Annotated in this window: 24 protein-coding genes and 1 pseudogene; 16 read left to right on the top strand and 9 right to left on the bottom strand. The window is 71.3% G+C overall.

All coding sequences use genetic code 11. The features are described from left to right. Window positions 1-148 precede the first annotated feature (148 nt). On the bottom strand, window positions 149-856 hold the full coding sequence (locus ABZ801_RS01500) for an alpha/beta hydrolase (protein ID WP_360691284.1): 708 nt from the start codon (window positions 854-856) through the stop codon (window positions 149-151). A 13-nt stretch (window positions 857-869) separates the two neighbouring features. Here ABZ801_RS01500 and ABZ801_RS01495 point away from each other — a divergent pair, with 13 nt between their 5' ends. Genes ABZ801_RS01495 through ABZ801_RS01485 form a run of 3 tightly spaced genes read left to right on the top strand, consistent with a single transcriptional unit; the run spans window position 870 to window position 3,761 of the window. Next, window positions 870-1,637: a putative ATP-grasp-modified RiPP gene (locus tag ABZ801_RS01495; RefSeq protein ID WP_360691281.1), complete on the top strand. Its 768-nt coding sequence runs from the start codon at window positions 870-872 to the stop codon at window positions 1,635-1,637. Next, window positions 1,579-2,610, top strand: a complete 1,032-nt coding sequence (tgmB, locus tag ABZ801_RS01490; protein ID WP_360691278.1) for an ATP-grasp ribosomal peptide maturase — start codon at window positions 1,579-1,581, stop codon at window positions 2,608-2,610. Before ABZ801_RS01495 ends, tgmB begins: the two co-directional genes overlap by 59 nt. Continuing rightward, window positions 2,607-3,761: a methyltransferase domain-containing protein gene (locus ABZ801_RS01485; protein WP_360691275.1), complete on the top strand. Its 1,155-nt coding sequence runs from the start codon at window positions 2,607-2,609 to the stop codon at window positions 3,759-3,761. The genes tgmB and ABZ801_RS01485 overlap by 4 nt, the downstream gene beginning before the upstream one ends. A gap of 405 nt (window positions 3,762-4,166) precedes the next feature. Here the strand turns inward: ABZ801_RS01485 and ABZ801_RS01480 are convergent, their stop codons facing one another. Next, window positions 4,167-4,775, bottom strand: coding sequence for a TetR/AcrR family transcriptional regulator (locus ABZ801_RS01480; RefSeq protein ID WP_360691272.1), 609 nt, complete (start codon window positions 4,773-4,775; stop codon window positions 4,167-4,169). Window positions 4,776-4,909: 134 nt separating this feature from the next. Here ABZ801_RS01480 and ABZ801_RS01475 point away from each other — a divergent pair, with 134 nt between their 5' ends. Both ABZ801_RS01475 and ABZ801_RS01470 read left to right on the top strand, forming a co-directional pair. Next, window positions 4,910-5,131 (top strand): hypothetical protein, encoded by a 222-nt coding sequence (locus ABZ801_RS01475; RefSeq protein WP_360691269.1) that lies wholly within the window; start codon window positions 4,910-4,912, stop codon window positions 5,129-5,131. Window positions 5,132-5,350: 219 nt separating this feature from the next. After that, window positions 5,351-5,485 (top strand): annotated as a pseudogene (locus ABZ801_RS01470) (helix-turn-helix transcriptional regulator); the annotation flags it as partial. A 57-nt stretch (window positions 5,486-5,542) separates the two neighbouring features. Here the strand turns inward: ABZ801_RS01470 and ABZ801_RS01465 are convergent. Further along, a complete protein-coding gene (locus ABZ801_RS01465) occupies window positions 5,543-6,742 on the bottom strand; it encodes a helix-turn-helix transcriptional regulator (RefSeq protein WP_360691266.1) in 1,200 nt (399 codons plus the stop codon). A gap of 199 nt (window positions 6,743-6,941) precedes the next feature. Between ABZ801_RS01465 and ABZ801_RS01460 the strand changes: the two genes are divergently transcribed. The 3 genes from ABZ801_RS01460 (at window position 6,942) to ABZ801_RS01450 (ending at window position 9,461) form a co-directional block, all read left to right on the top strand. Then, a complete protein-coding gene (locus tag ABZ801_RS01460) occupies window positions 6,942-7,268 on the top strand; it encodes a hypothetical protein (protein WP_360691263.1) in 327 nt (108 codons plus the stop codon). A 913-nt stretch (window positions 7,269-8,181) separates the two neighbouring features. Beyond that, the gene (locus ABZ801_RS01455) at window positions 8,182-8,325 is read left to right on the top strand and encodes a hypothetical protein (RefSeq protein ID WP_360691260.1); all 144 of its coding nucleotides are present in this window, start codon (window positions 8,182-8,184) and stop codon (window positions 8,323-8,325) included. Continuing rightward, a complete protein-coding gene (locus ABZ801_RS01450; RefSeq protein ID WP_360691257.1) occupies window positions 8,322-9,461 on the top strand; it encodes a methyltransferase domain-containing protein in 1,140 nt (379 codons plus the stop codon). Before ABZ801_RS01455 ends, ABZ801_RS01450 begins: the two co-directional genes overlap by 4 nt. A 2-nt stretch (window positions 9,462-9,463) precedes the next feature. Here the strand turns inward: ABZ801_RS01450 and ABZ801_RS01445 are convergent, their stop codons facing one another. Continuing rightward, the gene (locus ABZ801_RS01445) at window positions 9,464-10,213 is read right to left on the bottom strand and encodes a M15 family metallopeptidase (RefSeq protein WP_360691254.1); all 750 of its coding nucleotides are present in this window, start codon (window positions 10,211-10,213) and stop codon (window positions 9,464-9,466) included. A 226-nt stretch (window positions 10,214-10,439) separates the two neighbouring features. Here ABZ801_RS01445 and ABZ801_RS01440 point away from each other — a divergent pair, with 226 nt between their 5' ends. After that, window positions 10,440-10,859: a hypothetical protein gene (locus tag ABZ801_RS01440; protein WP_344941627.1), complete on the top strand. Its 420-nt coding sequence runs from the start codon at window positions 10,440-10,442 to the stop codon at window positions 10,857-10,859. 72 nt (window positions 10,860-10,931) lie between these two features. Here ABZ801_RS01440 and ABZ801_RS01435 read toward each other — a convergent pair whose 3' ends face one another. Next, window positions 10,932-11,393, bottom strand: a complete 462-nt coding sequence (locus tag ABZ801_RS01435) for a MarR family transcriptional regulator (protein WP_360691251.1) — start codon at window positions 11,391-11,393, stop codon at window positions 10,932-10,934. 159 nt (window positions 11,394-11,552) lie between these two features. On the opposite strand from ABZ801_RS01435, the gene ABZ801_RS01430 reads away from it, so the two are divergent. The 3 genes from ABZ801_RS01430 to ABZ801_RS01420 all read left to right on the top strand — a co-directional run bounded on the left by ABZ801_RS01430 (window position 11,553) and on the right by ABZ801_RS01420 (window position 15,218). After that, window positions 11,553-12,566 (top strand): pirin family protein, encoded by a 1,014-nt coding sequence (locus ABZ801_RS01430; protein ID WP_360691248.1) that lies wholly within the window; start codon window positions 11,553-11,555, stop codon window positions 12,564-12,566. Between the two features lie 274 nt (window positions 12,567-12,840). After that, window positions 12,841-14,043 carry an AAA family ATPase gene (locus tag ABZ801_RS01425; RefSeq protein WP_360691245.1) on the top strand — a complete coding sequence of 401 codons (1,203 nt, stop codon included), beginning with the start codon at window positions 12,841-12,843 and terminating at the stop codon, window positions 14,041-14,043. 332 nt (window positions 14,044-14,375) lie between these two features. Continuing rightward, complete coding sequence (locus tag ABZ801_RS01420) at window positions 14,376-15,218, top strand: thioesterase family protein (protein ID WP_360691242.1); 843 nt, start codon at window positions 14,376-14,378, stop codon at window positions 15,216-15,218. Window positions 15,219-15,281: 63 nt separating this feature from the next. Here ABZ801_RS01420 and ABZ801_RS01415 read toward each other — a convergent pair whose 3' ends face one another. Further along, the gene (locus ABZ801_RS01415; RefSeq protein WP_360691239.1) at window positions 15,282-16,172 is read right to left on the bottom strand and encodes a MauE/DoxX family redox-associated membrane protein; all 891 of its coding nucleotides are present in this window, start codon (window positions 16,170-16,172) and stop codon (window positions 15,282-15,284) included. Window positions 16,173-16,175: 3 nt separating this feature from the next. Then, window positions 16,176-17,066 carry a hypothetical protein gene (locus tag ABZ801_RS01410; protein WP_360691236.1) on the bottom strand — a complete coding sequence of 297 codons (891 nt, stop codon included), beginning with the start codon at window positions 17,064-17,066 and terminating at the stop codon, window positions 16,176-16,178. Window positions 17,067-17,409: 343 nt separating this feature from the next. On the opposite strand from ABZ801_RS01410, the gene ABZ801_RS01405 reads away from it, so the two are divergent. Continuing rightward, window positions 17,410-17,931, top strand: a complete 522-nt coding sequence (locus ABZ801_RS01405; protein WP_344941607.1) for a SigE family RNA polymerase sigma factor — start codon at window positions 17,410-17,412, stop codon at window positions 17,929-17,931. A 268-nt stretch (window positions 17,932-18,199) separates the two neighbouring features. Here the strand turns inward: ABZ801_RS01405 and ABZ801_RS01400 are convergent, their stop codons facing one another. Beyond that, the gene (locus tag ABZ801_RS01400; protein WP_360691233.1) at window positions 18,200-18,814 is read right to left on the bottom strand and encodes a class I SAM-dependent methyltransferase; all 615 of its coding nucleotides are present in this window, start codon (window positions 18,812-18,814) and stop codon (window positions 18,200-18,202) included. Between the two features lie 178 nt (window positions 18,815-18,992). Here ABZ801_RS01400 and ABZ801_RS01395 point away from each other — a divergent pair, with 178 nt between their 5' ends. From ABZ801_RS01395 to ABZ801_RS01385, 3 genes are all read left to right on the top strand, one after another. Next, window positions 18,993-20,603, top strand: coding sequence for a long-chain fatty acid--CoA ligase (locus ABZ801_RS01395; protein WP_360691230.1), 1,611 nt, complete (start codon window positions 18,993-18,995; stop codon window positions 20,601-20,603). A gap of 137 nt (window positions 20,604-20,740) precedes the next feature. Further along, window positions 20,741-21,190, top strand: coding sequence for a hypothetical protein (locus tag ABZ801_RS01390; RefSeq protein ID WP_360691227.1), 450 nt, complete (start codon window positions 20,741-20,743; stop codon window positions 21,188-21,190). Between the two features lie 328 nt (window positions 21,191-21,518). Next, window positions 21,519-23,180: a sigma-70 family RNA polymerase sigma factor gene (locus ABZ801_RS01385; protein WP_360691224.1), complete on the top strand. Its 1,662-nt coding sequence runs from the start codon at window positions 21,519-21,521 to the stop codon at window positions 23,178-23,180. A 13-nt stretch (window positions 23,181-23,193) separates the two neighbouring features. Here ABZ801_RS01385 and ABZ801_RS01380 read toward each other — a convergent pair whose 3' ends face one another. Next, window positions 23,194-23,943 (bottom strand): MerR family transcriptional regulator, encoded by a 750-nt coding sequence (locus tag ABZ801_RS01380; RefSeq protein WP_360691221.1) that lies wholly within the window; start codon window positions 23,941-23,943, stop codon window positions 23,194-23,196. Window positions 23,944-24,226 lie beyond the last annotated feature (283 nt).

Raw genomic sequence — 24,226 nt, 5'->3', positions numbered from 1 at the left:
GGCAACCAGACGCCCTCCTCGCGGATCGGTCTTCCACGCCATGAGCGCCAGATATCAAACCGCCGCCCCGGCCGGCAGTGACGCTCCTGAGCGCTGACGAAGCGCTCAGTCACGGCCGGCGCGAGGCGGAGGTTCCTTGACGCGGCCCCTAACCGAGGTGCCGTGTGAAGAACCGCAGGGAGCTGCCGGTCTCGAACTCGGGGATCTCCCCGTGCTTGCCGGGGTTGGCGTGCAGCGTCTTGTCGGCCGCCGCCAGGGCGTCGAACAGCGCCAGGCCCTGATCCCGTGGCACCCGCTCGTCGTCCCACTGGAGCAGGAACTGCACCGGGACGGTGACCCGGGCGGCGGTCTCGGCCAGCCCCTGCACGCCGAGCAGGCCCACCACCGCCGCGCGGACCCGGGGTTCCGCAGCGATGAGGGGGATACCGAGCGCGCATCCCATCGACATGCCGAAGTAGCCCACCGGGCCGCCGCCGACGTGGTCCAGTTCCTGAACCGCGGTCAATACCGCCTGCCACTCCGGGACGGCCTGGCCGGCCAGCAACGTGTGCATCGTTGCGAGTTGCGCACCGACGTCCTCACCCGCCACCACACCGGCCCGCAACTCGGCCGCGACCCGGGCGAACTCCTCGCTTTTCGGCCGGTCGCCATGGTTGGGCGCATCGACCGCGACCACCGCGAACCCGCCCTCGGTGACGAAGTGATGCGCGCGAGCCACGATGCCGGGGGCCTTCTTGTGCTGCCCGCCGCCGTGGCCCATCAGGATCAGGGGACGAGCCCCGTCGGCGCCTTCCGGCGCCCACAGCACACCGGGGATCTCGCCGAGGACAAAGGACTGTTCGGTGACGCCGTCCAACGACGTCTGAGAGGTGAAGCGCAAAGCGTTCCACGCCTTTCGGGATGCCTTCTGCGGGCGCTCCCTAGACCGTGCGAGGGAGGGAGCCCCGACCTGTCACAGTGTCGATCGGTCTCACCTCCTCAGCTCGCAGCGATGCACGGCGCCGCCGAATCTATCACGACGCCTGACCCCCACCAGACACATCCACCTACGGCACCCCCTCCGACGTAGCGACGAACCGTCCCCAGGCACCGTCAACCTCGTGCGCACAGCTCGCGCTACGCCCGCAAAGGCCGACGGCATCGACACCAACGGCGTGGCGCGACCGCGAACCGAACTCGCAAGATGCTCTCCACTGCCATCAGCGGCACTTCTGTGCCCTCTGGGATTGACAAGGTTTTTCATACGGAAACAGCCTCGTGTCAGCGCGTCCTACGGTGTCCGGCGACAGCGCGTCGCCGGACACAAGGCAAGGCCTGGTTGCAACGCCATCCTCCGGGCCTTGCCGGACAGTACGGGCGGCACCAGGAAGGAGACGACACGATGGCCTTGGTCCGCCCCTGGGGCCTTACCCGGCTCTCGCCGTTCGCGAAGGTCAGCGCCTTCCCCCCCGTACACGATGGTGCTCGATCCCGAGACTCAGACCGGCCTCTGCATCATGGAGGACGGATCGATCGTCAGCGCGAAGCACCGCAAGAGCAACAGGGCCACTGAAACCAGGACCCAGGCCGGCAAGGGCGATGGCGGTGACCACAAGCAGTACGACCCGGATACCGACCAGGACAGCGAAGAGGACTAGAGGGCCGGCGTTGCGAGACGACCGCCCCGTCCTCGTACTGAGCGAGTTGGACGACGCCACCGCCGACAGCGTGATCATGGAGCTCCTGGCACGTGATGTGCCCGTCGTGCGGCTGGACCCGGGCGTGGACTTCCCCAGTGACACGACGTTCGCCGCCCGGCTTGACGAGGCCGGCTCGTGGGCGGGCGACCTGGCGACGGGGACCCGGCGTCTTGATCTGACGTCGGTCAGGGCGGTCTACAGACGTCGGCCGACCCCGCACGCGCCCTCCCCGATCCTGCGACCGCACGAGGGGGAGTTCGCCGCGAGGGAGGCCCGGCAGGGGTTCAGCGGCATCCTCGCGAACCTTCCGAACTGCCTGTACGTCAACCACCCGGACGCCAACCGGGCGGCCGCCATGAAAGCCCGGCAACTCACCGTCGCGGCACGGCTCGGGTTTCGCGTACCGGCGACACTGATCACCAATGATCTGGCGCAGGCTCGTGCGTTCGCCCTGAAGCACGGACACGTCATCTACAAGCCGCTCACCCACGTCAGGCACATGACCCCTGAGGGGCCGCTGACGATCTGGACACAGCCCGTCCACGCTGACGAACTGGACGACACGATCGCGGGGACGGCACATCTCTTCCAGTGCCTCGTCGACAAGGTCGCAGACCTGCGCGTGACGGTAGTGGGCGAGCAGGTCTTCTGCATCCGAATCGACTCGGACCCACGCCAACTGGACTGGCGATACGACTACGACCGGCTGACCTACACCTGGTGCGAAACTCCACCCGGGCTGGCTCATCCCATGGTCCGCTATCTGGAGCACTTCGGCCTCGCGTTCGGATGCTTCGACTTCGGGCTCACCGCCGAGGGCGAGCAGGTGTTCTTCGAGTGCAACCCCAACGGCCAATGGTCCTGGCTCGAAGAACGGACAGGGGCGCCGATCGCGGCGGCCTTCGCCGACCTCCTCAAAGGGGGAGCATGACGACGACAGCCCAACGCATCGACCACCTGGCCGACGCCCTGGAAGCCTCCGGTGAGCTGACCGACCCCGCATGGCGGAGGGCGATGCATGCCGTTCCCCGCCATCTGTTCGTCCCCGAACGCGGCTATGCGATGCCCTGTCACTTCGAGGCCGGCCCACTTCCGCACACGATCGACCGGGACGTTGACCCGGACCAATGGTGGACGGCCGTCTACTCCAACATGTCGATCATCACGCAGCGCGACGACGGGGCGTCGGACCCCGCTTCCGCCGATGGCGCGGCGTCCTCCTCGAACTCTGCACCCGGCGTCGTCTTCCCCTTCCTGGAACTTCTCAGCCCCACCATGGGCGAACGCATCCTCGACATCGGCACCGGAACCGGCTGGACCGCCGCGCTGCTGGCCGATCGCGTGGGATCGGAGAACGTCACCAGCGTGGAGATCGACCCGACGATCGCCGCCCAAGCCGCCGAGAACCTCCGGACAGCCGGGTACAGGCCGACCCTCGTCGTGGGCGACGGAACCGAGGGTTGGCCGCAAGGCGCACCATATGACGGGATCCACGTGACAGCAGGCGTCCGGAACATCCCCTACGCATGGGTTGAGCAGCTCCGCCCCGGTGGCCGGGCGGTCCTGCCCTGGATGCCCGAAGGCATGGGCGGGTTCAAGGTCAAGATGACCACCACCCCCGAGGGCCATGGCATCGGGACGTTCCACGGGCGGGCCGGATACATGATGCTTCGCTCGCAGCGCCCGACCTCGGTCTGGGCAGACCGTCACCGGGACGAGGCCCAGGTGACCAAGACCCGCCTGGACCCCAGGCAGATCGAGGACGCCGGAGACGGTGCCGAACTCGCGTTGCTCATGGACGTCCCTGGCCTGTTCACGCTGCGAATGGCCAACCCCGACGGGACCATGTCCTACCTGCTGGCAGAGGTGGGGAACCCCGATGGGGCGTGGGCGGCCTGCGACTCCAGCCTGACAGGCGAGCACACCGTCACCCAATACGGAGAACGACGGCTGTGGGACGAGGTGGAGACCGCGTTCGCACAGTGGGCCGAAAGGGGCTCGCCCGGGCCAGAACGGTTCGGCCTTCTCATCAGCGAACTGGGAACGCGCCTCTGGCTGGACGACCCGCCCCAGGCCCCATGATCTGCGAAGCGATGCCAGACAGCAGATGAAGCGGCGCAACTCAAGAGCTCACCGTCGACGGCATCCCCAGAAACCCGGCGCGTGCCGAAGCCGTGCGAAGACGTCCGTCGCCGCCCTGCGCACGGCTCTGACGTGCGACGAAGCGTTCTCAGGCGCCGTCGACCTCACCGGCTGGCGCGCACAGTGCGCGGTACTGCTCGCCATGACAGCGTGGTGGCCGTGTAGGCGTCGCTCTTGGCCGGGGCGTACCGGTAGTTCGGGCCGGTCGGGCATCGACAGTGGTGCGACGAGCTCTTCAACATGCCCACCTGTTCCGCTGGATCTCGCCATCGCGACGGTCAAGGAAGGGCATCGCCCGCTCGGTCCTGGATGTCGCCGCGTTCATCGGCGGCAGTACCAGGGCGGCTATGGCTGCGGGGTGGTGAAGATGCGGTCGAGTTGGTGATCGATGAGGGACACGGCCTGTTCGGGAGTGTGCTGGCCGAGCAGGACGCTGGCCTGCAGTCCTTCGGCGCCCGCGACGAGGAAGGCGGCTTCGGCCGCGATGTCGGTGCCGGGGGGCAGCTCACCGAGTTCGCGTGCGCGCCCGAGCAGCGTGGCGACAAGTCTCTCCAGGGCGGGCGGAGATTCACGGACTGCCGCGGCCAGGGCGGGGTCGTTGAGGAAGCGCACGAAGTAGGCCACGTGCACCAGGTGCCGGTTGCGTCGTTCCTCGTCCAGCGGGAGGAGTTCCAGGAGCACACCCCGCACGAGCAGGTGCATGCTGGGTGATTCGCCAAGTTGTGTGAGGCGTTCGCGGGCCCGCTGCTCGGCGTCGGTGTTGAGGATCTCCAGGGCTCCGAGCAGCAGCTTGTCGCGGGTGCCGAAGTAGTACTGCAGCAGCCGGGCGGAGACTCCGGCCTCGGCCGCGACCTGCCGCAGCGTGACGTGCTCCAGCCCACCGCGTGCGGCCAGGCGCCATACGGCCTCGGCGATCTGTCGGCGGCGCAGGTCGTGATCCACGTGTCGGGGCATGCGTCCCCTCCTTCGCGGGAGCCTCGACCTTTGTGGTGCGATCGTACCAACACGATGTTATGGTGCGATCGCACCACAACCTGAGCCGTGTGCGGCCGTCAGGGCCGCCGAGCGATAAGGAGAACCAAGCACCCATGAAGTCCTCGATCGTGCTGACCATTGGCGTGGTTCTGCTGGGACTGGGGGCGCAGGGCGCCATCCGGCTGCTGGCCGACCACGACAACGCCGGGTTGCTGGGCTGGCTGCCCGGCGGGTTCGCGGCGTGGCTGGCGTGTTACCTGGTGGCGACCGTCGCCGGAGTGCTGCTGGCCGCCTGGGGAAGCGCCAAGGCCAAGCAGAACGGACGCGGCAAGTGACCGACTGACCAACCACGGCCGCACGCCCCTCCGGCCACGCGCGTGTCCCTCCCAGCGACGCCCGGCATCACCCCGGCCGCCACGTCAGAGGCCGCCCCACGCTGTGACGTGCGACACCCGGCCAGTCGCGAGGGACGCAGGGACTTCGGCGTTCCCTGCCCATCGCCCGGACTGCCGCGTCTGTGGGCGGTGGGTGTCGGAACGACCACGAGGGTGGCCATGGCTGGACTCGTTGACGACGGCGCACGCCGCATTGGTGAGAACGTGCGGAACGCGCGGGAGTACCGCGGCATGTCGCTTGAGGCGTTGGCCGGCCTGGTCGGCCGGTCCAAGGGCTGGCTCTCCAGGGTGGAAACGGCACGGCGCAATTGGAACGTCGCTGTGACGTGCGACGGAGGTCCGCTCGTGTTCTCAGGCGCCGTCGACGACGCGATCGGCCGGTGCGCACAGTTCGCGGTAGGCCTCCCGAACGCCGGCCGCTTCTGGTACGCCGCGCGCTTCCAGAGCATTGATGACTTCGGCCGCGCGCCAGTGGCTTGACGGCACCAACCGGCCGCTGGTGACGGCTTCCAGCGTCACGTGCGCCGCCTCGTCGGGCTGGTCGGCGGCCAGCAGGGCGAGCGCGAGATCGAGCCGTGCGGACGCTGCGCGCCGCGGACGTGCCGGGGCTCTGGACGGTTCTTCCAGACGGGCCAGCACACCCCGTGCGTACGGCTCGGCTGCGGGGTCTCCCAGCCATGACAGCGTGGTGGCCGTGTAGGCATCGCTCTTGGCCGGGTCGTACCGGTAGTGATGTTCGGGCCGGTCGGGCATCGGCAGGGGGGCGACGAGCCGTTCGACACGCGCCAGGGCGTCACGAGTCTCCGGACCGGCGCCGAGCCGTGCCCAAGCCCGCCCTTCCTGCGCGTTCGCCTGGATGAACGCCGAACTCCCGCGCGGTGCGATCTCCTGCGCCCCTCGCGACAGCGTGATCGCCGCCCGGTAGGCGCCGTCGGTGAGGGCTTGCCACGCCTGCGTCTCCAGTGTCCACGCGATGATCTCGGGGTGCTCGGCGTGCTCGCCGAGCTGCGCGGCGGTCCGCAGGCGCGCGGCGGCAGCCGGGCGCCGACCGAGGTCCACATCGCACGTCGCCGCGAGCAGTGACAGCCACCCTCCGACGAGGACGAGACGTCGGTGCTCGGTCAGCGTCATCCGTGTGTCGAGGAGCCGGGAGACGTAGCCGAGGTGTCGCCTGATGCGCGCCAGCAGCTCGGCCGGTGAGGTGCGTGGATAGGCGGACGCGAGATCGTCCACGGTCATCTCCAGCACCGTGAGAGTCTCGTCTCCGACATCGCTCGCGGCCACGCGGCGTGCCAGCTCCAGCGCCTCCATCTCGTCGGAGTCCGCCCCGTGCACAGTGGGCCCGGTCGATGAGGACGACCGCAACGCCGCCAGCGCGCCGTCCGCGCCAAGAATCTCGTCGAGCCGCCCGGCCAGCTTCTCGGAAGGGCACTTGCGCCCGTTGACGACCCGCGACAGGTTCCCCTTGTCGTAGGGGACCGCCTTGGCCAGCTCACCCAAACTCACGTGCCGCGCGGCCATCAGCTCACGCAATTTCTCAGCGAAAGTCATTCGCATCGCCCGTTTCACCCCGGGTTGGCCCGTTGTAAAGCATTGCCATCGCCATAACGGCAACCAGGCAACTCTTTCCACCGTAGCCGCCGACACGCTGCTCTGGACTCGGAAGTGCGTCGCAGGGCGCAAAGACGGCCCCGGTCCGCTGCGCCACAGCGGGGACCCCGGGGCCTGACCAGGAAGTGAGGTCCTGGCTATGGACGATCGTACGGGCGAATTGGACTCGTACGCCCCTCTTGCCGCGTTGGGTGCGCGGCTTTCGGCGCGGCGGCTGACGGTCGACTGCACGTCAAGCGGGCTGAGGGTGAAGAACCCGCGCGTCCCAGGGTGCTGCGCCGAAGTGGCGCACCCCTGCGACACGATCAGATGCCGACGCCGCGCCGACGACGGCGGTACGCCGTGGTACTTCACCTCGTGGCATGAGCCGATCGCTCCGGCCGACGCTCCGGACGACGCGGCGATGTTCGTCCTCGGCTACCTGGCGCGGCGGCCGGAGCGGGCGCGTCCCGAAGGGGTGTCGTGACCGCCGGGCCGGTGGCCGGAGCGCGGCCGTGGGCCGTAGAGGTGGACGTCGACCAGGTGCTCGCCGAGTTGCGGCGCCGATTCCCCGGTGTGGAGATCTGGCACGGGGCGTTCACCGGCAGCCTGTGGGGCCTGGTGTACGACCGGTCGGGCGACGCGCATCTGATCGAGGCGGACACGCCTGTGGAACTGGGACAACGCCTGTACGACGCCGGAGCGCGTTCGCCCCTGGAGCCGACCGGGGTGCCGGGAGCGGGCGGGATGGTGGCGGACCTGTGGTCGTCCCCCACGTCCACGCAACGATCCTCGGTGTCACCTCCGCCGCCACATGAACTGCCACGGCCATCGCGTGATGCGCCACTTCGGCAGGCTCCACGGCCACGCGCGACGTCGCCCCAGCCGCCGCTGGCGGCGAGGCAGGCATCGCGCCCGTCGCCACGACCTCAGGCATCGCGGCCGTCGTCCTCGCGTCAGGGGTGGCACTCCTCGCCGCCGCCGTCGCGTCAGGGGGCGTGTTCGTCGCCGTCGCTGGTGCGGTCGGCGCGTGCGGTGCGTGGGCGGCATGAGGTCGAACGGCGCCGTGGGTGGTTGCGGCGTCTTCTCGACCGCCTGACCTGGACCGAGGACTGGTGACCAGGGGGCGGCCGCGCGGCGGACACGCCCCCTGGATCCCGGCGCCGCCGCCCCCTTCCACGCCGCACTTCCGGACAGTTCATCTGCGGGAAGCCCGGGGTGCGGCGACCATGGCGGCGGCGCGGCTGGCCGATATGTCATCGAGGCCGCGCCGCCGCCCCTCAGACAGCGGGGCGGGTCCCGCGGCATGACCCGCCCGCCACAGGACGCGATCCCGGAAGAGATAGCTGCGACTCAGCAATCGTCACTTCAATGAGCAGCGAAATCACAGGAGGAAGCAGATGGGTCAGCGCGGCACGGACGGCGACCAGCGCGACGGCTCCAAGCCCAAGGACAAGCAGGGCACGTTCATCGACCCCAATAAGCGCGACAGCAAAGGCAGCAGAGGCAAGGACGACGAGGGCAAAGGCGGCAAAGGTAAATGAGCGATGCCGAAGCCCTGAACCGGCGGCTTCTCGACGAAATGGCGGCCGCCGACGTGCTGTCCGACCAGTGGCGCCCGGCGTTTCTCGCCATGCCACGACATCGGTTCGTCCCGGGCGTCATCTGGGTCGACGCTGAGGGCGGCGGGTTCACCGCACGGCGCCGGGACGACGACCCGGCGGCGTGGCTGGAGATCGCGTACACCAACGACGCGATCGTCACGCAGGTCGACGACGGCGCCACGCCGGATACGGGAACAGGCCGGCGGGTCACAAGTTCGATCTCAGCGCCGTCCATCGTGGCCGCGATGCTGCGCCGCCTGGAGGTGGAGGCCGGGATGCGGGTTCTGGAGATCGGCACCGGTACCGGGTGGAACGCGGCCCTGCTCGCGCACGTGGTGGGCGAGCAGAACGTCACCACGATCGAGGTCGACGCCGTCATCGCCGAGCGGGCCCGTAAGGCGCTAGCTGAGGCGGGTGTGTCGCCCACCGTGGTCACCGGCGACGGCGCGGAGGGCTTCCAGGGCAACGCCCCCTACGACCGGGTCATCGCCACCGCAGCCGTGCAGCACGTCCCCTACTCGTGGGTGGCGCAGACCCGGCCCGGCGGCATCATCCTCACCCCGTGGGGGACCGCCTACGACAACGGCGCGCTGGTCCTCCTGACCGTCGACGAGCACGGCGCGGCGCATGGCCGGTTCGTCGACAACACGGTGGCGTTCATGTGGCTGCGTGCACAGCGTGCCCCCCGGCCCGACCCGCCGAACGACTTGGCGGGTGCGGCCGAGTCCACCACGACCCTGCATCCGGACGCGGTCGCCTGGGACGACATCAGTGCCTCGTTCGCGGTCGGGGTGCGGTTGCCCGACGTCAGCAAAAGGTTCGTGGACGCCGACGACGGCAGCGATGACTTCACCTTCTGGGCGTTCTCCGGGCCGTCCTGGGCGTGCGTGGACGTCACCGACGGCGCCTCCACGCACCGGGTGCTCCAGTACGGTCCACGCAACCTATGGGACGAAATCGAGGCCGCCTACCGGTGGTGGGAGCAGAACGAGCGGCCGCTGACCGGCCGGTTCGGGCTCGCCGTCTTCCCCGACCGCCAGTACGTCTACCTCGACTCGCTCGACAACCCCGTCTAGGGCTACCGGCCGTTGCTGGAGAAATGTTGGTAGTCCTTGGCGCCGCGCCAGACGCCGCCCCAGCCCCAGCCGATCGAGGCGAACGCCTTCACCACCGGGTCGCCCTTGTGGATCACTCCGGGGTCGCGGCGGCTGCGGTTCCTGTACTTCACGCAGTGCTTGTGCGCCACGGTCCCGTCGGAGGAGACGTAGGGGTTCTCGCACGGGTTGATGTCGATCGCCAGCCCGTAGGCGTGCTGTGACCAGGTGCTCGACCCGGTGGCGGCGCGGCAGTTGAACGCCGAGGTGTTGTCGGCCTCGATGGAGTCGAAGTCGCTGCCCTTGTAGACGTCCACCGGCTCCATGCGCTTGATCGGGTACTTCATCCGGTACAGCTTGCGGAAGACGGTGACCAGGTCGTCGGCCGCCTTGGCGTTGACGACCAGGCGCCCGTCGTCGTGCGGCCGCCCGTCCATGCCCCAGTACGTCATCTCGATCATCCGCAGGCCCGACACCGGCACGGGGCAGCCGCGGCGCCACGAGTGCTTGAGCTGGCCCGCCGTGACCTTCTTGATCTGCGCGCGGAACGGCTGTGCGGAGGGCGTCCCGCCGCCGGGCTGCGAGGCCGAGGGCGCCGGGGCGGGCGGTGTGGCAGGCGTGGCCCGGCCGCCTCCCGAGTGGTCCGAACCCTGGCCACAGCCGGTCGCGCCCGCGGTGGCGGCGGCGAACGCCGCGACGAACGCCAGCCCGCGAATAGTCCATCTACCTGGCATGACAGCAGCATCGCATGCCCGCGCCCGGGTACCCGGCATGACGGGGCGCTCCGGCCGCGGCATTACCCGGCGACGCGCCGCGCTGCCTTCGTGGGGGACGGCCGGTTCGCTACCGTGCGTCTTGGCGCGTGGCTGTCGTTGAGGGGACGGGGGCGGGCACGCGCATCCGTTTCGACCACACCCCCTGCCGGGTACAGTCCCGGCGTCCCCGGCCGAGGGAGCCGGCATGGCGGATTCTCACGAGAGCGGCCGCCCGAGCCGCCCGAGCCTGGAAGACGAGATCTTCGCCGTGGCGTCCACGGTGGAGACCGACCGGCCGGACGACGGGCCGCGCATCCGCGTGCGCTCGCGTCCGCCCTGGGAGTGGGCGCAGGGCCTGACACGGCGCGACGTCGGCACGACGCTCGCGGGGTTCCTGACGTTCGTGTTCGTCGACCTGGTGATGATGTACGCGCCGCTGATGATGAGCCGCAGGCCGAGCCTGCTGCCGCAGATGATCACACTGCTGATGCTGGCGTTCGGGCTGGGCGGCCTGCTGGCGTGGAAGGTCGGCGGAGTGTGGCGGCAGTTCGGCATCGGGATGATGCTGGCCTGGGTGTTCCTGACCCTGGTGTCGGTGGGGTTCCTCACCGGCCTGACGCTGTGAGGACGCCGTGGGGCTCGTCGGCCCTTCGCCCCGGCGGTCGCGGCCGGGAGGCCGGCGACGCCGGGGGAGGCGTCAGTTCTCCTCGGCGATGCGCTTGACGACCGAGGTGAACGCCCGGCCGATCGCCGCCAGGTCGTCGGGGTCGATCACGTCGATGAAGAAGGTGCGGACCGTCTCGACGTGGTCGCGGGCGGCCCGCTCCAGCACGGCGAAGCCCTCCTCGGTGAGGTGGGCGTAGACGCCCCGCTTGTCGTTGGGGCAACTGCCGCGCACCACCAGCCCCTTGGACTCGAGCCGGGAGCAGGTGTGCGACAGGCGGCTGCGGGACTGGCTGGCGTGCGCGGCCAGTTCCGCCATCCGCAGCCGCCGGTCGGGCGCCTCCGAGAGGCGGACGAGGATCTCGTACTCTGAGATCGACAGACCGTGCTTGGTCTTCAGGTCGCGGTCCATGATCTCGGTCAGCCGGACGCTGCCGTCCACGTAGGCCCGCCAGTCGCGTTGTTGTGCGGCATCGAGCCAGCGTGGTTCGCTCATGGGGGACAGTATACGGCACTGTTTAACTTTCAACTAACGCCGAGCGTCGTTCGGCCGACGTGTCGCACGCCGCGGAAATAGTTTATCTTTCAATCACGTTGCATCCGTGCGACGGCGTCCGCTCGTCCGGAGCGGGCCCACCACGTCTGAGGAGTACCGATGCCAGCCGTCACCGCGGACCCGCTGACCCTGCCCCGGCTGCCGCGCCTGCCCGAGGCCGGCACCGGCTGGCGCCGCGTCGCCAAGGTCGTCACCGCCCAGCGCCACCTGGAGGGCGAGGGCTTCCAGGTCCGGCGCCCGTTCCCCGGCATGGACCTGTCCCTGGCCGACCCGTTCCTGCTGCTGGACCACATGGGCGCCGTCGAGTACGCCCCGGGCGAGGCCAAGGGCACGCCCTGGCACCCGCACCGCGGCTTCGAGACCGTCACCTACATCATGGACGGAGCGTTCCAGCACCAGGACACCACCGGAGGCGGCGGCCTGATCTCCGACGGCGCCACCCAGTGGATGACCGCCGGGGCCGGGATCCAGCACATCGAGCAGCCGCCGCCGGAACTGGTGGCCAAGGGCGGGCTGTTCCACGGCGTGCAGCTGTGGGTGAACCTGCCCCGCGCGCAGAAGTGGGTCACGCCGCGCTACCAGGACATCGAGGCGCGCGACGTCACGCTGCTGGCCGCCGACGACGGCTCCTCGCTCGTCCGGGTGATCGCCGGGTCGCTCGGGGAGCACCAGGGGCCGGGCGTCACCTACACGCCGATCAACTACCTGCACGCGACGGTCGCGCCGGGCGCGCGGCTGACGCTGCCGTGGCCGCGCGAGTTCAACGCCATGGTGTACGTGCTGTCCGGGCGCGGCACCGCCGGCGTCGAGGAGATCGCGCTGGACGAGGGGCAGCTGGCCGTCTTCGGCGGCTCGCACCACAAGGGCGAGCGGGACGGCCTGGTCGTGCGGGCGGCCGACCGGCAGCCGACGGCGGCGGGGAACGGCTGGGAGATCCTCGTGCTGGGCGGGCTGCCGATCCGCGAGCCCGTCGCCCGGTACGGGCCGTTCGTGATGAACACCCGCGAGGAGCTCGTCCAGGCGTTCGAGGACTTCCAGGCGGGCCGGATGGGGACGGTCCCCGCCGAGAAGGTCCCGCACCGTTCGGCCGCGGACGACACGTCCCTGACCTGACGACCGGGCGCCGCGCCGCACGGCGCGGCGCCCGCCGTTTGCCGGGAGCGGCTGACGGGTGGCGAGGGCGTGCGCTAGTGTGTTCGAACAGTCGAACAGAAGTTCGACGGCCTCGTTCGAACGCCCTCGCCTGGGAGGCGGCATGGTGGCGACGGTGACCGCGGATCCCGCGACGCGCCGCCGGACGGCGCGTCGCGGGACGCACGCGACACGCCGCAGCGGTTTCTATGCAAATCTACGGCCGCAGCTATATCGGCTCATAGAGTCCGAGAGCGTGGATCCCGTGCGCAATCCCTATGCCCCGGGCGCCGGGCAGCGTCCGCCCGAGCTGGCCGGACGCGACCGCGAGCTGCAGCAGTTCGAGGTGGTGCTGGAACGGGTCGCCCGCGGCCGTCCCGAGCGCAGCATGATCATCACTGGGCTGCGCGGGGTCGGCAAGACCGTGCTGCTCAACGCGTTCCGCTCGATGGCGATCCAGCGGCTGTGGGGCACCGGCAAGATCGAGGCCCGTCCGGACCAGTCGATCCGCCGTCCCGTCGCCTCGGCCCTGCACATGGCCGTGCGCGAGCTGGCCCCCCGGCACCGCGCCCCCGACCGCATCGAGCGGTTCCTCGGCGTGCTCAAGGCGTTCGCGCAGGCGGGCGAGGAGCCGTCCGGCCGGGCCCGGGCGCGGGCGCACCGCTGGCAGCCGGGCATCGACGTGCCCGCCGTGCGCGGCCGCGCCGACTCCGGCGACCTGGAGATCGACCTGACCGAACTGTTCGTCGACGCGGCCTCGGTCGCCACCGACGTCGGCGTCGGCATCGCGCTGTTCGTGGACGAGATGCAGGACGTCCCCGGCGACGACGTGTCCGCGCTGTGCGCCGCCTGCCACGAGCTGTCCCAGATCGGCGGGCCGCTGATCGTCGTCGGCGCGGGGCTGCCGCATCTGCCCGCGGTGCTGTCGGCCAGCAAGTCCTACTCCGAACGGCTGTTCCGTTACTCGCGCATCGACCGGCTCGACCGCGAGTCCGCCGACATCGCGCTGCTCGCCCCGGCCGAACGCGAGGACGTCACCTTCACCCCCGAGGCCCTGGACGCCCTCTACCTGGCGGCCGACGGCTATCCCTACTTCGTCCAGGCGTACGCCAAGGTGGCCTGGGACGTGGCACCCGACAGCCCCATCACCGCCGAGGACGTGCGGGTCGCCGCACCGGAGGCCGAGAGCGAGCTGGCGGTCGGCTTCTTCGGCAGCCGGTACGAGCGGGCGACCCCGGCCGAACGCGACTACATGCGCGCCATGGCCATGCTCGGCGACGAGGGCGACAGCCCGGTCGCGACCTCGGCGGTCGCCGAGGAGCTGGGCCGCAAGCCCTCCAGCCTGTCCCCGGCCCGCGACGGCCTGATCAAGAAGGGGCTCATCTACAGCGCCGAACGCGGCCTGGTCGCCTTCACCGTCCCGCACTTCGGCCAGTTCCTGCGCGCGCAGCCCGCCTGACCGCCTCCGCTCGACCTGCCCCGGCAGCACCCGTGCCTTCGCCTACGCTTCTCTAGGCCTTTCTAGCGTCCGCCCCAGAAAGCCCTAGAGAATCCGATCGAACTCCGCAGGTGCGGGCGAAGCCGCCGTGCCAGGCCATATAAATGTGTAGGCGTCTCTATGTCCTCGCCTAGAAGCCTCTAGAGAACGCTCGGAAGGCCCCCGCGTTGAACCTTTTAGAGAGGCCTCGCTAGATTCCTCTTCTAAACGGGATCGTGGCAGGTCATCGGGGGACCGCGGGGGCGGCCGGCCGACGGCCGCACGCCGTACCGAGCGAGCGAACGGAGCGCCGAGTGAAGGAGTTCAGCCGGGCCACGGCGGTCAGGCCGCGGAACGAGGACGAGGGGGACGCCGCCGACGCAGGGGAACGGCGCGTGGAGTTCGACGCCGACCTGGACGCGCAGTGGAGCGTCGGCGACAAGCTGCACGGCGGATACGTCCTGGCGGTCATGGCCCGGGCCGCCGCCCGCGCGGCCTCCCCCGAGCACCCGCATCCGGCCGCCGTGAGCGCGACGTTCCTGCGGGCACCCGACCCGGGGCCGGTGGTGATCGCCGTCGACACGCTGCGCGAGGGACGCACCGTCTCGCAACTGCGCGTGCGGATGTCGCAGGACGACCGTCCGATGGTCGAGGCGCTGATCTGCCAGGAGCGGCTGGAGGACGCCGACCCGTGGTGGTCTGCCGCGCCGCCCGTCGAACTGCCCGACCGGCAGGACTGCTTCCTCGCGCCGAAGGAGCCGCCGGGGGCCGGCTTCCCGGTGCCGCTGATGGAGGTCGTCGAGGAGCACGTCGATCCTGGCGTCCTGGGATTCGCGCTGGGGGAACCGTCCCGGCGCGGGCTGATCCAGGGGTGGCAGCGGCTGGCCGACGGCACCGACTGGGATCCGTTCAGCCTGCTGGTGGCGCTGGACATGGTGCCGCCCGCCTCCTACGACCTGGCGCTGCCGGGGTGGGCGCCGACCATCCAGCTCACCGCCTACATCCGGCGCCTGCCCGCCCCCGGTCCCGTCCGGGTGCGGATGCGGGCGACCGACGTCGGCGGCGACCGCATCGACGAGACCGTCCACGTCTGGGACAGCAAGGACCGTCTCGTCGCCCAGGCGACCCAGTTGGCCGCGGTCCGCATCCCGTCCTGACCTCTGCACTTCTCTAGCCGTCTCTAGCGGTAGATCTAGAGGCGGCTAGAGAACGCGAGACCGTCAGGCGGAACGCGCGGCGGCGACGTCCGGCGCCCCGGACGGCTCGGCCTCCACGAGGGCGGACCGGACGGTCCGGTGCCGCGCGGCCGTGGAGACGGCGAACACGATCTCCATGTCCCGGCCGTCCACCCGCGCCGGGAACACCAGGAACCGCCAGCAGCCCTCCCGCCAGACGTCCAGCGGCGCCGCGCTGGCGATCGCGTTCTCCCGGCTCAGCCAGGCGTCGCTCGCATGCAGCGCCTGGTAGGTCTCGGCGAGCGGGCTGCGGCGGCGATCGCACGGCGCGGCCGCACGCGGGCGCAGCCCCAGCCGCTCCAGCAGCGCCGGCAGCTCCGGCGACAGGGCGGCGAACAGCGTCAGCTCGGCCACGAACACCAGGCCGACCAGCGCGGGCCCCTGCCGCAGCACGTCCGTTCCCGAGTGCGGGGCGCCCAGGGCGACGACCGCGGCCAGCGTGCACAGGCCCGTCCGCACGACGCCGCGCCGCCCCACAGGCTCGCGGCTCAGCTCGCCGAAACAGCCGCAGCCCGTGCCGACGCCCTGCCTGCGCAGCTCACCGACCACCCAGGTGGCGGCGGCGAACATCACCGTCGTCGCCAGCCGGACCGAGGAGTGCGCCGACATCATCATGGCCAGCCCCAGGACGCCCTCGAAGACCCCGAGTCCGAGGGTGACCTGGCGGCTGAGCCACGGCGTCCGCCGGCCGGGCGCCGCAACCCCGTACACCTCGTCGGCCGCCGGAACGCCGCGCACGTCATCGGCTGCGGGGACGCCGCGCACGCTATGGGGCGCCGCGGGCACGACCTGCGGCACGGTCAGCTTCGCCAGGCTCGCCGCCAGCAGGACGAACGCGAGCACCAGCACCTGCGTGCTCTGGACGACGGGCAGCACGGCTCAACCCTCCAGACCGGGCACGACACCGCCGACGGTCACGTTGAAGCAGCCGGCGGCCAGATCCCCGCCCAGGCCGGCGAACGCGACGGGCGCCAGCTCGACGACGCGTCCCCGCGGCGACGTGCCGCACTCCACGCACCGGTCGCAGAAGCGGGCCGCGACGCACCCGCACTCGGTCACCGGGACGCACGCGACACGGCCGGTGCAGTCGTTGCGGACGGACAGCTCGCTGCCCAGGGACACGTACGGCAGCGGCAGGCAGGCGCTCGGCGCACCGTGGCAACCGCCCGCGTTGCCCTCCGGATCCACGGCGGGGTAGGCGAGGCCGACGTCCCCGGAGCCGAACCAGGTCGCCGTTCCGCGCACCTCGTCCGGCACGGGCGCCGAAGGATCGGCTGCCGGGGGCTGGTCGGCCCGGTAGCCGGGCTGCGCGGTGCCCGGCCGCGCCGCCCGGGGGCCGTCCGGGGACGCGACGCAGATGACGTCGATCAGGTAACCGGGTTCCAGCCGGGGATGGCGCACCAGCACCCGGCCGAGAACGTTCGGCGGGACCACCACATGGGCCCATCCCCGATGGGGGCCCATGTCCACCTCCACGGCGTCCCGCCCGCACCTCACGACCGTGCCCGTCACCCGGACGATGTCGACCCAGACCCGGTCGGCGCCGAGACCGTCGGCGGTGCGGACGATCGCGCGGCGCCCCGGCCGCAGCGCGTCCGGGCCCTCGCGTCCGCCGTGCCACACCGCGGTCGCCTGCGTCATCGGCACCCGCACCTCGCCCCTGTCACCGCCCAGGACGAGCAGGTGCGGGCTGGCGTCGAGGATCGTCCCGGCCACGGCGCGCACCGGGAGGCCGCCGGGAACCGCCCCGACACGGGACGCCCCGAGCACGGCCTCCCGGTGACGACGACGCCTGGCTGCACGGGGGTGGGGCGGCATGCGACTCTCCGACATCGATCTCGGTTGCGGGGCCTGGCTGTACGGAACAGCGACTCAAGGTTCACGCACCGTGATCCGACTGTCGACGGATTTGTCGCGACAAGTCAGCCGAGGGGTTGAGATTTATCACCCTGGAGAGGAGAATCGCACTCCAGGTTGACCCGAATATGTGTTTTTTGTTGGACCGGAATTACGATCTTCGTGCGATCGTCGAGAGCGCCGGGAGCTTGCCCGTTCAAGATCCCTCAATGGTACGGCTCGGCTGACGCCCTCCAACCCCTGGTTCGGTGGTGATGTGAACGCAACGCGGCACGAGGAGTTCCGCGAGTACGTCGCGTCCCGCGGCTCCGTCCTGCTGCGCATGGCCATGCAGCTGACCGGAGACCGCGCCGAGGCCGAGGACCTGCTCCAGGCCGCGCTGGCCAAGACGTACCTGGCCTGGGACCGCATCAACGACCCGGCCGCCATCGACGGCTACGTCCGCCGCGCCATGGTCAACACGCAGATCTCCTGGTGGCGGCGCCGCAAGCTGGAGATCTACCCCACCGACGAGCTGCCCGACCAGCCCGTCGACGACCACACCCGCCGCAGCGAGCTGCACGACGCCCTCGGCCGCGCCCTCGACCGCCTTCCCCAACGCCAGCGCCTCGCGGTCATGCTCCGCTACTACGAGGACATGCCCGAAACCGAGATCGCCGAAGTCCTCGGCGTCAGCGTCGGCACCGTCAAGAGCACCGTCTCCCGCGCCATGGCAAAACTCCGCGACGACGCCGCTCTCGGCTCCCAGTTCCCCGACCTCCCTCCCGACCCGTATTAATCGATATTTACTCCACCATCTCCACCCCAGAAAACCCGCCACCGCCCACAACTCGCCGTCGCAGAACGCCAATTCACACAAGTCACACCAAGCACACAAATGCTTCTGCATCGGGGGCAGGCATGGGCTCTAGGAGGCTGTGCGGGTTGCGGCTGCGCCTGCGCGTCTGTGTCGGCTGGGCGTGCTGCTGGCTGCTTGGCCGCTCGTGGCGGTGCGTCGGCCGGTGGGGTGGACGGTGCGGCCCCGCCCCGCAACGGCATTTCCGCTGCTAGGGGGCGGGTTTGCTCCAGGTTAGGGAGTAGCGGCGCAGGACGTGGCGGCGGTAGTGCACGCCGGGGAGTAGGCGGCGTGCCGTGGCCCGCACCTGTCCGTAGCTCATCTGCGGGTCGGCGACCGGCATGCCTCCCGGGCCGCCCGCGCGGCGCAGCACCTTGGTGATGCGGACGAACGGCGCGGCCGCGATCGTCGCCGCCCAGTCCGCCGGTGTCGCGTCGCGGGCCAAGCCCACTACCACCAGCGCGCCGCCGGGACGCAGCAGCTCGCGCATGCGAACCAGGGCCGCCTCGAAGTCCATGTGGTGGACCGTGGACACCGAGCAGATGAAGTCGTAGCCGTCGGCGGGCAGGCGAGCGGTCAGGAAGTCGCCGTGGACGAACGTGAGCGCCGGGTGGCCGGCGCCGAGCTCGCGGGCGCGGGCGATCATCTCCGGAGACCTGTCGATGCCGGTGACGCGGTCAGCCCGTCCGGTCAGCTTCAGCGCGAGCAGCCCGTCCCCGCAGCCGACGTCCAGCGCGTCGCCGCACCCCTCGGGGACGGCGCGGAGGATGCCCGCGTGGCGGGCGACGTTGGTGTTCCAGTAGGGCGTCGGGACGGCCTGGCGCATCGGGGTCATCGTAGGGGCGCCCGGCTTCCGGCGGGGTCGTCCGAGCGAACGGCCGAGAGGGGCGTTGCGGGGGGCTTCTGGGGAAATAGGGGCCTGTCTGGTGATGACAATCACATCGGCGCGGTCGAGAATCCGGTTCTGAGGGCCGTCGAGCTGGAGGTGTGCCGTGTGGAGCACCATGCAGGACTTTCCCCTGACCATCGCCTCGATCATGCGTCACGGCACGGGCGTCTTCGGGGACACCCAGGTGGCGACCTGGACGGGGGACGGGACGCGGCGCATCACCTACGGCGAGCTCGGCGAACGGGTCGCGCGGCTGGCGGGGGCGCTGCGGGCGCTCGGCGTCGACGGTGACCAGCGCGTGGCGACGTTCATGTGGAACAACGCCGAGCACCTGGAGGCCTACCTCGCCGTGCCGTCCATGGGGGCGGTGCTGCACACGCTCAACATCCGGCTCTTCCCCGACCAGCTCGCCTACATCGCCGACCACGCCGAGGACCGGGTCGTCATCGTCGACGGGTCGCTCGTGCCGTTGCTGGCGCCGGTGCTGCCGCGGATGAAGACCGTGCGGGACGTGGTCGTGGTGGGGGCGGCCGACACCGCGCCCCTGGCGGACGCGGGCAAGGAGCTGCACTCGTACGAGGAACTGCTGGCCGCGTCCCAGCCCACGTTCGACTGGCCGGAGATCGACGAACGCTCGGCGGCGGCCATGTGCTACACCAGCGGCACCACCGGCAACCCCAAGGGCGTCGTCTACTCGCACCGTTCGGCGTACCTGCACTCGATGACGGCCTGCACGGCCAACGCGATGGGCCTCGGCGCCCAGGACCGGGTGCTGCCCGTCGTGCCGATGTTCCACGCCAACGCCTGGGGGCTGCCGTACGCGGCGCTCATGGCGGGCGCGTCGCTGATCATGCCGGACCGCTTCCTGCAGGCCGAGCCGCTCGTCCGGATCATCGAGACGGAACGTCCCACCGTCGCCGGGGCGGTCCCGACGATCTGGAACGACGTGCTGCGGTACGCGCGGGACAACGGCAGCGACCTCGGCTCGCTGCGCCTGGTGCCGTGCGGCGGTTCGGCGGTGCCCGAGTCGCTGATGCGCGGCTACGACGAGATCGGCGTGCGGATCGTCCAGGCGTGGGGCATGACCGAGACGTCCCCGCTGGCGACGGTCGCGCATCCGCCCGTCACGGCCGACGGCGAGGAGTCGTGGCGGTACCGCGTCACGCAGGGCCGCGTGCTGGCCGGGCTGGACGTCCGCATCGTCGGTGACGGCGACGTGGTGCTGCCCAACGACGGCACGTCGGTCGGCGAGGTGGAGATCCGCGGGCCGTGGGTGACCGGCGCGTACCACCGCGACGAGGACCCGGCCCGGTTCCACGACGGCTGGCTGCGCACCGGCGACGTCGGCACGCTGTCCCCCGACGGTTATCTGGTGCTGACCGACCGGGCCAAGGACGTGATCAAGTCGGGCGGGGAGTGGATCTCCTCGGTGGAGCTGGAGAACCAGCTCATGGCCCATCCCGACGTCGTGGAGGCCGCCGTGGTGGGCGTGCCGGACGACCGCTGGCAGGAGCGTCCGCTGGCCTCGGTCGTGGTCCGCGACGGCGCGACGGTCGGCGCCGAGCAGCTCCGGGAGTTCCTGGCGGGCCGCGTCCCCCGATGGCAGCTGCCCGAGCGGTGGACGTTCATCCCCGAGATCCCCAAGACCTCGGTCGGCAAGTTCGACAAGAAGGTGCTGCGCAGGCGGTTCGCCGACGGCGAACTCGACGTCCTTCACCTGCGCTGACGCGCGGCCGGCCAACCTTTCGCCGGACGGCCGCGTCCAACGGGGCGTCCCACTCGTTCCCCCAGGGGGTGCCTGTGGCCGAGTTACACCACCAGCCGACCCGCGCCGCACATCGCGGCCGCCGGGGTGGCCCGAACGTGGTCGTCGTCGTGGCCGTCACGGCGGCCGTCACCGCCGTCGCCGTCGCGGGTGCCATCATCTTCCTCGCCACCCGTGGCACCTCCGAGCGGCAGGTGATCTTCACTGGGCAGGTCATCATCACCGACACCGACCCGACGACCGCGTATTTCATCTGGGACAAGGACAGCTGCACGGGCGCAGGCAGGTACGGCGACGTCGCCCAGGGCGCGGTGGTGGAGGTACGCGACGAGGACGGGAAGGTGCTCGGCGTCTCGCAGCTCCGAGGCGGCGCGCCCGAGGGATTCCGCAGGAACACGCTGGGCACCACGGCGGAGCGGTGCGTGTTCCTGATCGACGGGCGGGCCGTGCCCGAGCGGGACGTCTACCGGGTGGTGGTCGGCCGGCAGGCGCCGTGGACGGTGGAAGCCGAGCAGCTCGGTCAGGCGATGGTGCGCCTGGGCGACTGACACGGCCGGGCGGCCGTGGTGGCGGCGAGCAGTGTCGGGTGCGGCCGCCCACGGTGCGGGGACGGGCCCGGATCCGTGATCAGTACGGCCAGCCCCGGCGCCCGACTGGACTCTTGACGGTCTCTGACCGATATGGGGCCTCGGTGGCGTGGACAAACCGAAGGTTTTTCAATACCACCGGTTCCATCGTCCTCACCTTCGGGTCATCCTTCTGCCGTTTTCGCGAGATCATGTGGTGCGGATGGTGTGGTGGGGTGTATTCAGAGTGGGCCGATTGTCCGGAAGGCTCCGTTGGGGCCGGACTCCCATGCGGATGCGGGGAGCGCTCATGCCCAGATGGTCCTCGTTCGACGGCGCCGCCGACCGCAGGTTGGTGCACGGTCTGAACGGTGGTGACAGGACCTCCCTGGCCGCGCTCTACGACGCGTACGCCGAGCGCCTTTACGATTACTGCGTGTCAATGACGGGCGAATACAAAACGGCCGTCGACATCGTGCATGACACCTTCATCGACGCCTGGCGCCGCGCGCCGCGCATGCGCGATCAGATGCGGCTGGGGTCCTGGCTGTACGCGGCGGCGCGGCGCCGTTGCCTGCAGCGCGGCGGGGACCGGCAGCTGCACTGGGAGACCGACGCCGACTTCGCCGACGTCCTCCCGCCCGACGGCGCCGCGGACGCCGCGACCCGGCAGGAGCCGCCGCCCGCCGCCGAACTGTCGGCGCTTCTGGAACGTTCGCTGGCCCGGCTGGACGCCTCCGACCAGGAACTCCTGCTGCTCTCGGTACGCCACGGCCTGCGCCCCGCCGAGATCGGCGCCGCGCTGGGGCTGTCGGCCCGGCGCGCCGCCGCGCGGACGAGCAAGGCCAGGTCGCGCCTGCGCACCGCGTACGAGGCCGAGCAGGTCGCGTGCGCCCGTCGCTGTGCCGCGGGCCGCGCCGGGGACGCCGCGACGATCGGCGGCACAGCCGCCGCCGCCACTGTCGCCGCCGAGCGGCCCGCGGCCGCGGCAAGACGGCACGGCGGACGGTCACGGCGGGCCGCCGGAGTCCTCACCGTGCGCCGCTCGTCCCGCCCGTCCACGGCCGTGGCGTCCCGCGCGCACGGGGGCGACGGCGAGGGCGGGGCCCATCACGAGGACTGCCCGGCGTGCCGGCGCCGTCGCCGGGTGGAGGTCGGGGCGCTGCTCGTCCACGCTCCGTCCCCGGTGCTGCCCGCCGCGCTGCGGCACCGCGTCATGCACACCGCCACCGACCCCGAACTGGCCGGCTACCGGACCGACATCGCCGCGCGGGGCGGTTCCCTGACCCCCGACGGCATGCCCAGCCAGCCCGACGTCCCGTCGCCGTACACCCGCCGCTGGCTGTTCGCAGGCGGCGGTATGGCCGGTGCCCTGGTCACCGCCCTGGTGGCGGCGCTGCTGATCGGGCCGGGACTGCCGCCGTCCACGATCACCTGGCCGCCGTTCCGGACGCATCCGCAGCCCGCCGTGACGCCCGACCGCCAGACCAGCGGACGGCCGGACGCGGGCGGCCACTCCGGCGCCCGCCCGCCGCTCGCCCAGGTCCCCGCCGCGCCGGCCGTCCCGGCCGGGCCGTCGCCCCAGCCGAGCGGCGGCGACCGCCGGCCGACGCCGTCGCCGTCGCCGCCCGTGTCGCCGTCCCCGACCCCGCCGGTCACGCCGCCGGTGACCCCGTCCCCGCCCGGCGTGCCGACCGTCGTGCCCGCCAAGATCGAGCTGTACGGGACCAAGACCGCCCAGGTCCGGCTGACCGCCGAGAACGGCCCCATGGTCTGGAACTCGGTGTCGTCCAGCGACCGGATCAGCGTCTCCCCCGCCGAGGGCAGCCTCGAGAAGGGCGACTCGGTCGACCTGACGGTCACCCTGCGCACCACGTTCCTGAACCCGCCGGGCGAGGGCACCGTGACCTTCTCGGTGGACGAGGGCACCAGCCGCCGCCTGGACGTCGTCTGGGGCTTCTACTTCGTCTGAGCGCCGGCCGGGATCAGTGCTCGGGGGCGTCGCCTCCGGTCCGCCGCTGTTCGTCGAGGAGCGCTTGGACGCGGGTCTGCACGGCGCGGGCGACGAACGGGTCGACCACCATCTTCACCAGCGGACGCACGCGCCGCGCCAGATCCGCCGCGTCGCCCGTGGCGCCCGCGCAGACGTCCGCGTGCCGCCGGACCACCTGCTCCTGCACCAGGTCGACGAACCGCCCGGCGATGACGTCGCAGTCGTCGCGGATCCGCCCGGCGGCGTCGAGCACGGCGTCCAGCGGTATCCCCGCGGCGACCAGCTCGGCGCCCGCGTGCAGCAGCCGCGGGCTCGGCACCCGGAACCGGTCGCCGTCCGGCTCGATCAGGCCGAGCTCGACGGACCGCCGCACGACGCGCGCCACCTCCGGCGCCTCGCCGCCGCGTCCCGGCAGGAGCGTGCGGACCAGCTCCTCCAGGGTGACCGTGCCGGGGACGCCGTCCGACCACGGCTCGGTGAACACCTGCTCGACCCCCAGCACGTCGCCGACGTCCCGGCCGGTCTCCCAGGCCGTGAGGAGCTCCTTGATGATCGCCAGCGTGTAGCCGCGGCGGAGCAGCCGGCCGATCAGCCGCAGCCGGGCCAGATGCGCGTCGTCGTAGATGCCGATCCGGCCCCGCAGCCGCGGCGGCCGCAGCAGCCCGCGGTCCTGGTACGCCCGGATGTTGCGCACGGTGCTCCCCGCGGCCCGCGCCAGCTCGTCGATGCGGTATTCGGCCATGCCCCCGTCTCGCCTTTCGATGCCGGGTTGATCTTACGTGCCCCGCATTGCCGCAAGTCCGGAGCCGGGACGGGCCGCTGCCATTCGGCCCGCGCGCCCACCATGCACCGAATTCGATTACGCCTTTCCGGTGAACGGCCGGCATGACGGCGCCCGGAATCGGGGAACGTCCGGCACGTCGTCACGACGGTTCTCGGTGTCGTCACCCGGACGAGCAGGGGATCCGCGCCGTCGCACGTCGCCGAATGCCCGGCCTCGACGCTCCACCGGGCCGCCGGACTAT

It is taken from the genome of Actinomadura sp. NPDC047616, assembly GCF_040642915.1.
Lineage (GTDB): Bacteria > Actinomycetota > Actinomycetes > Streptosporangiales > Streptosporangiaceae > Spirillospora > Spirillospora miaoliensis.
The sequence above is the reverse complement of the archived record's forward strand: the minus strand, read 5'-3'. Positions and strand labels throughout refer to the sequence as shown.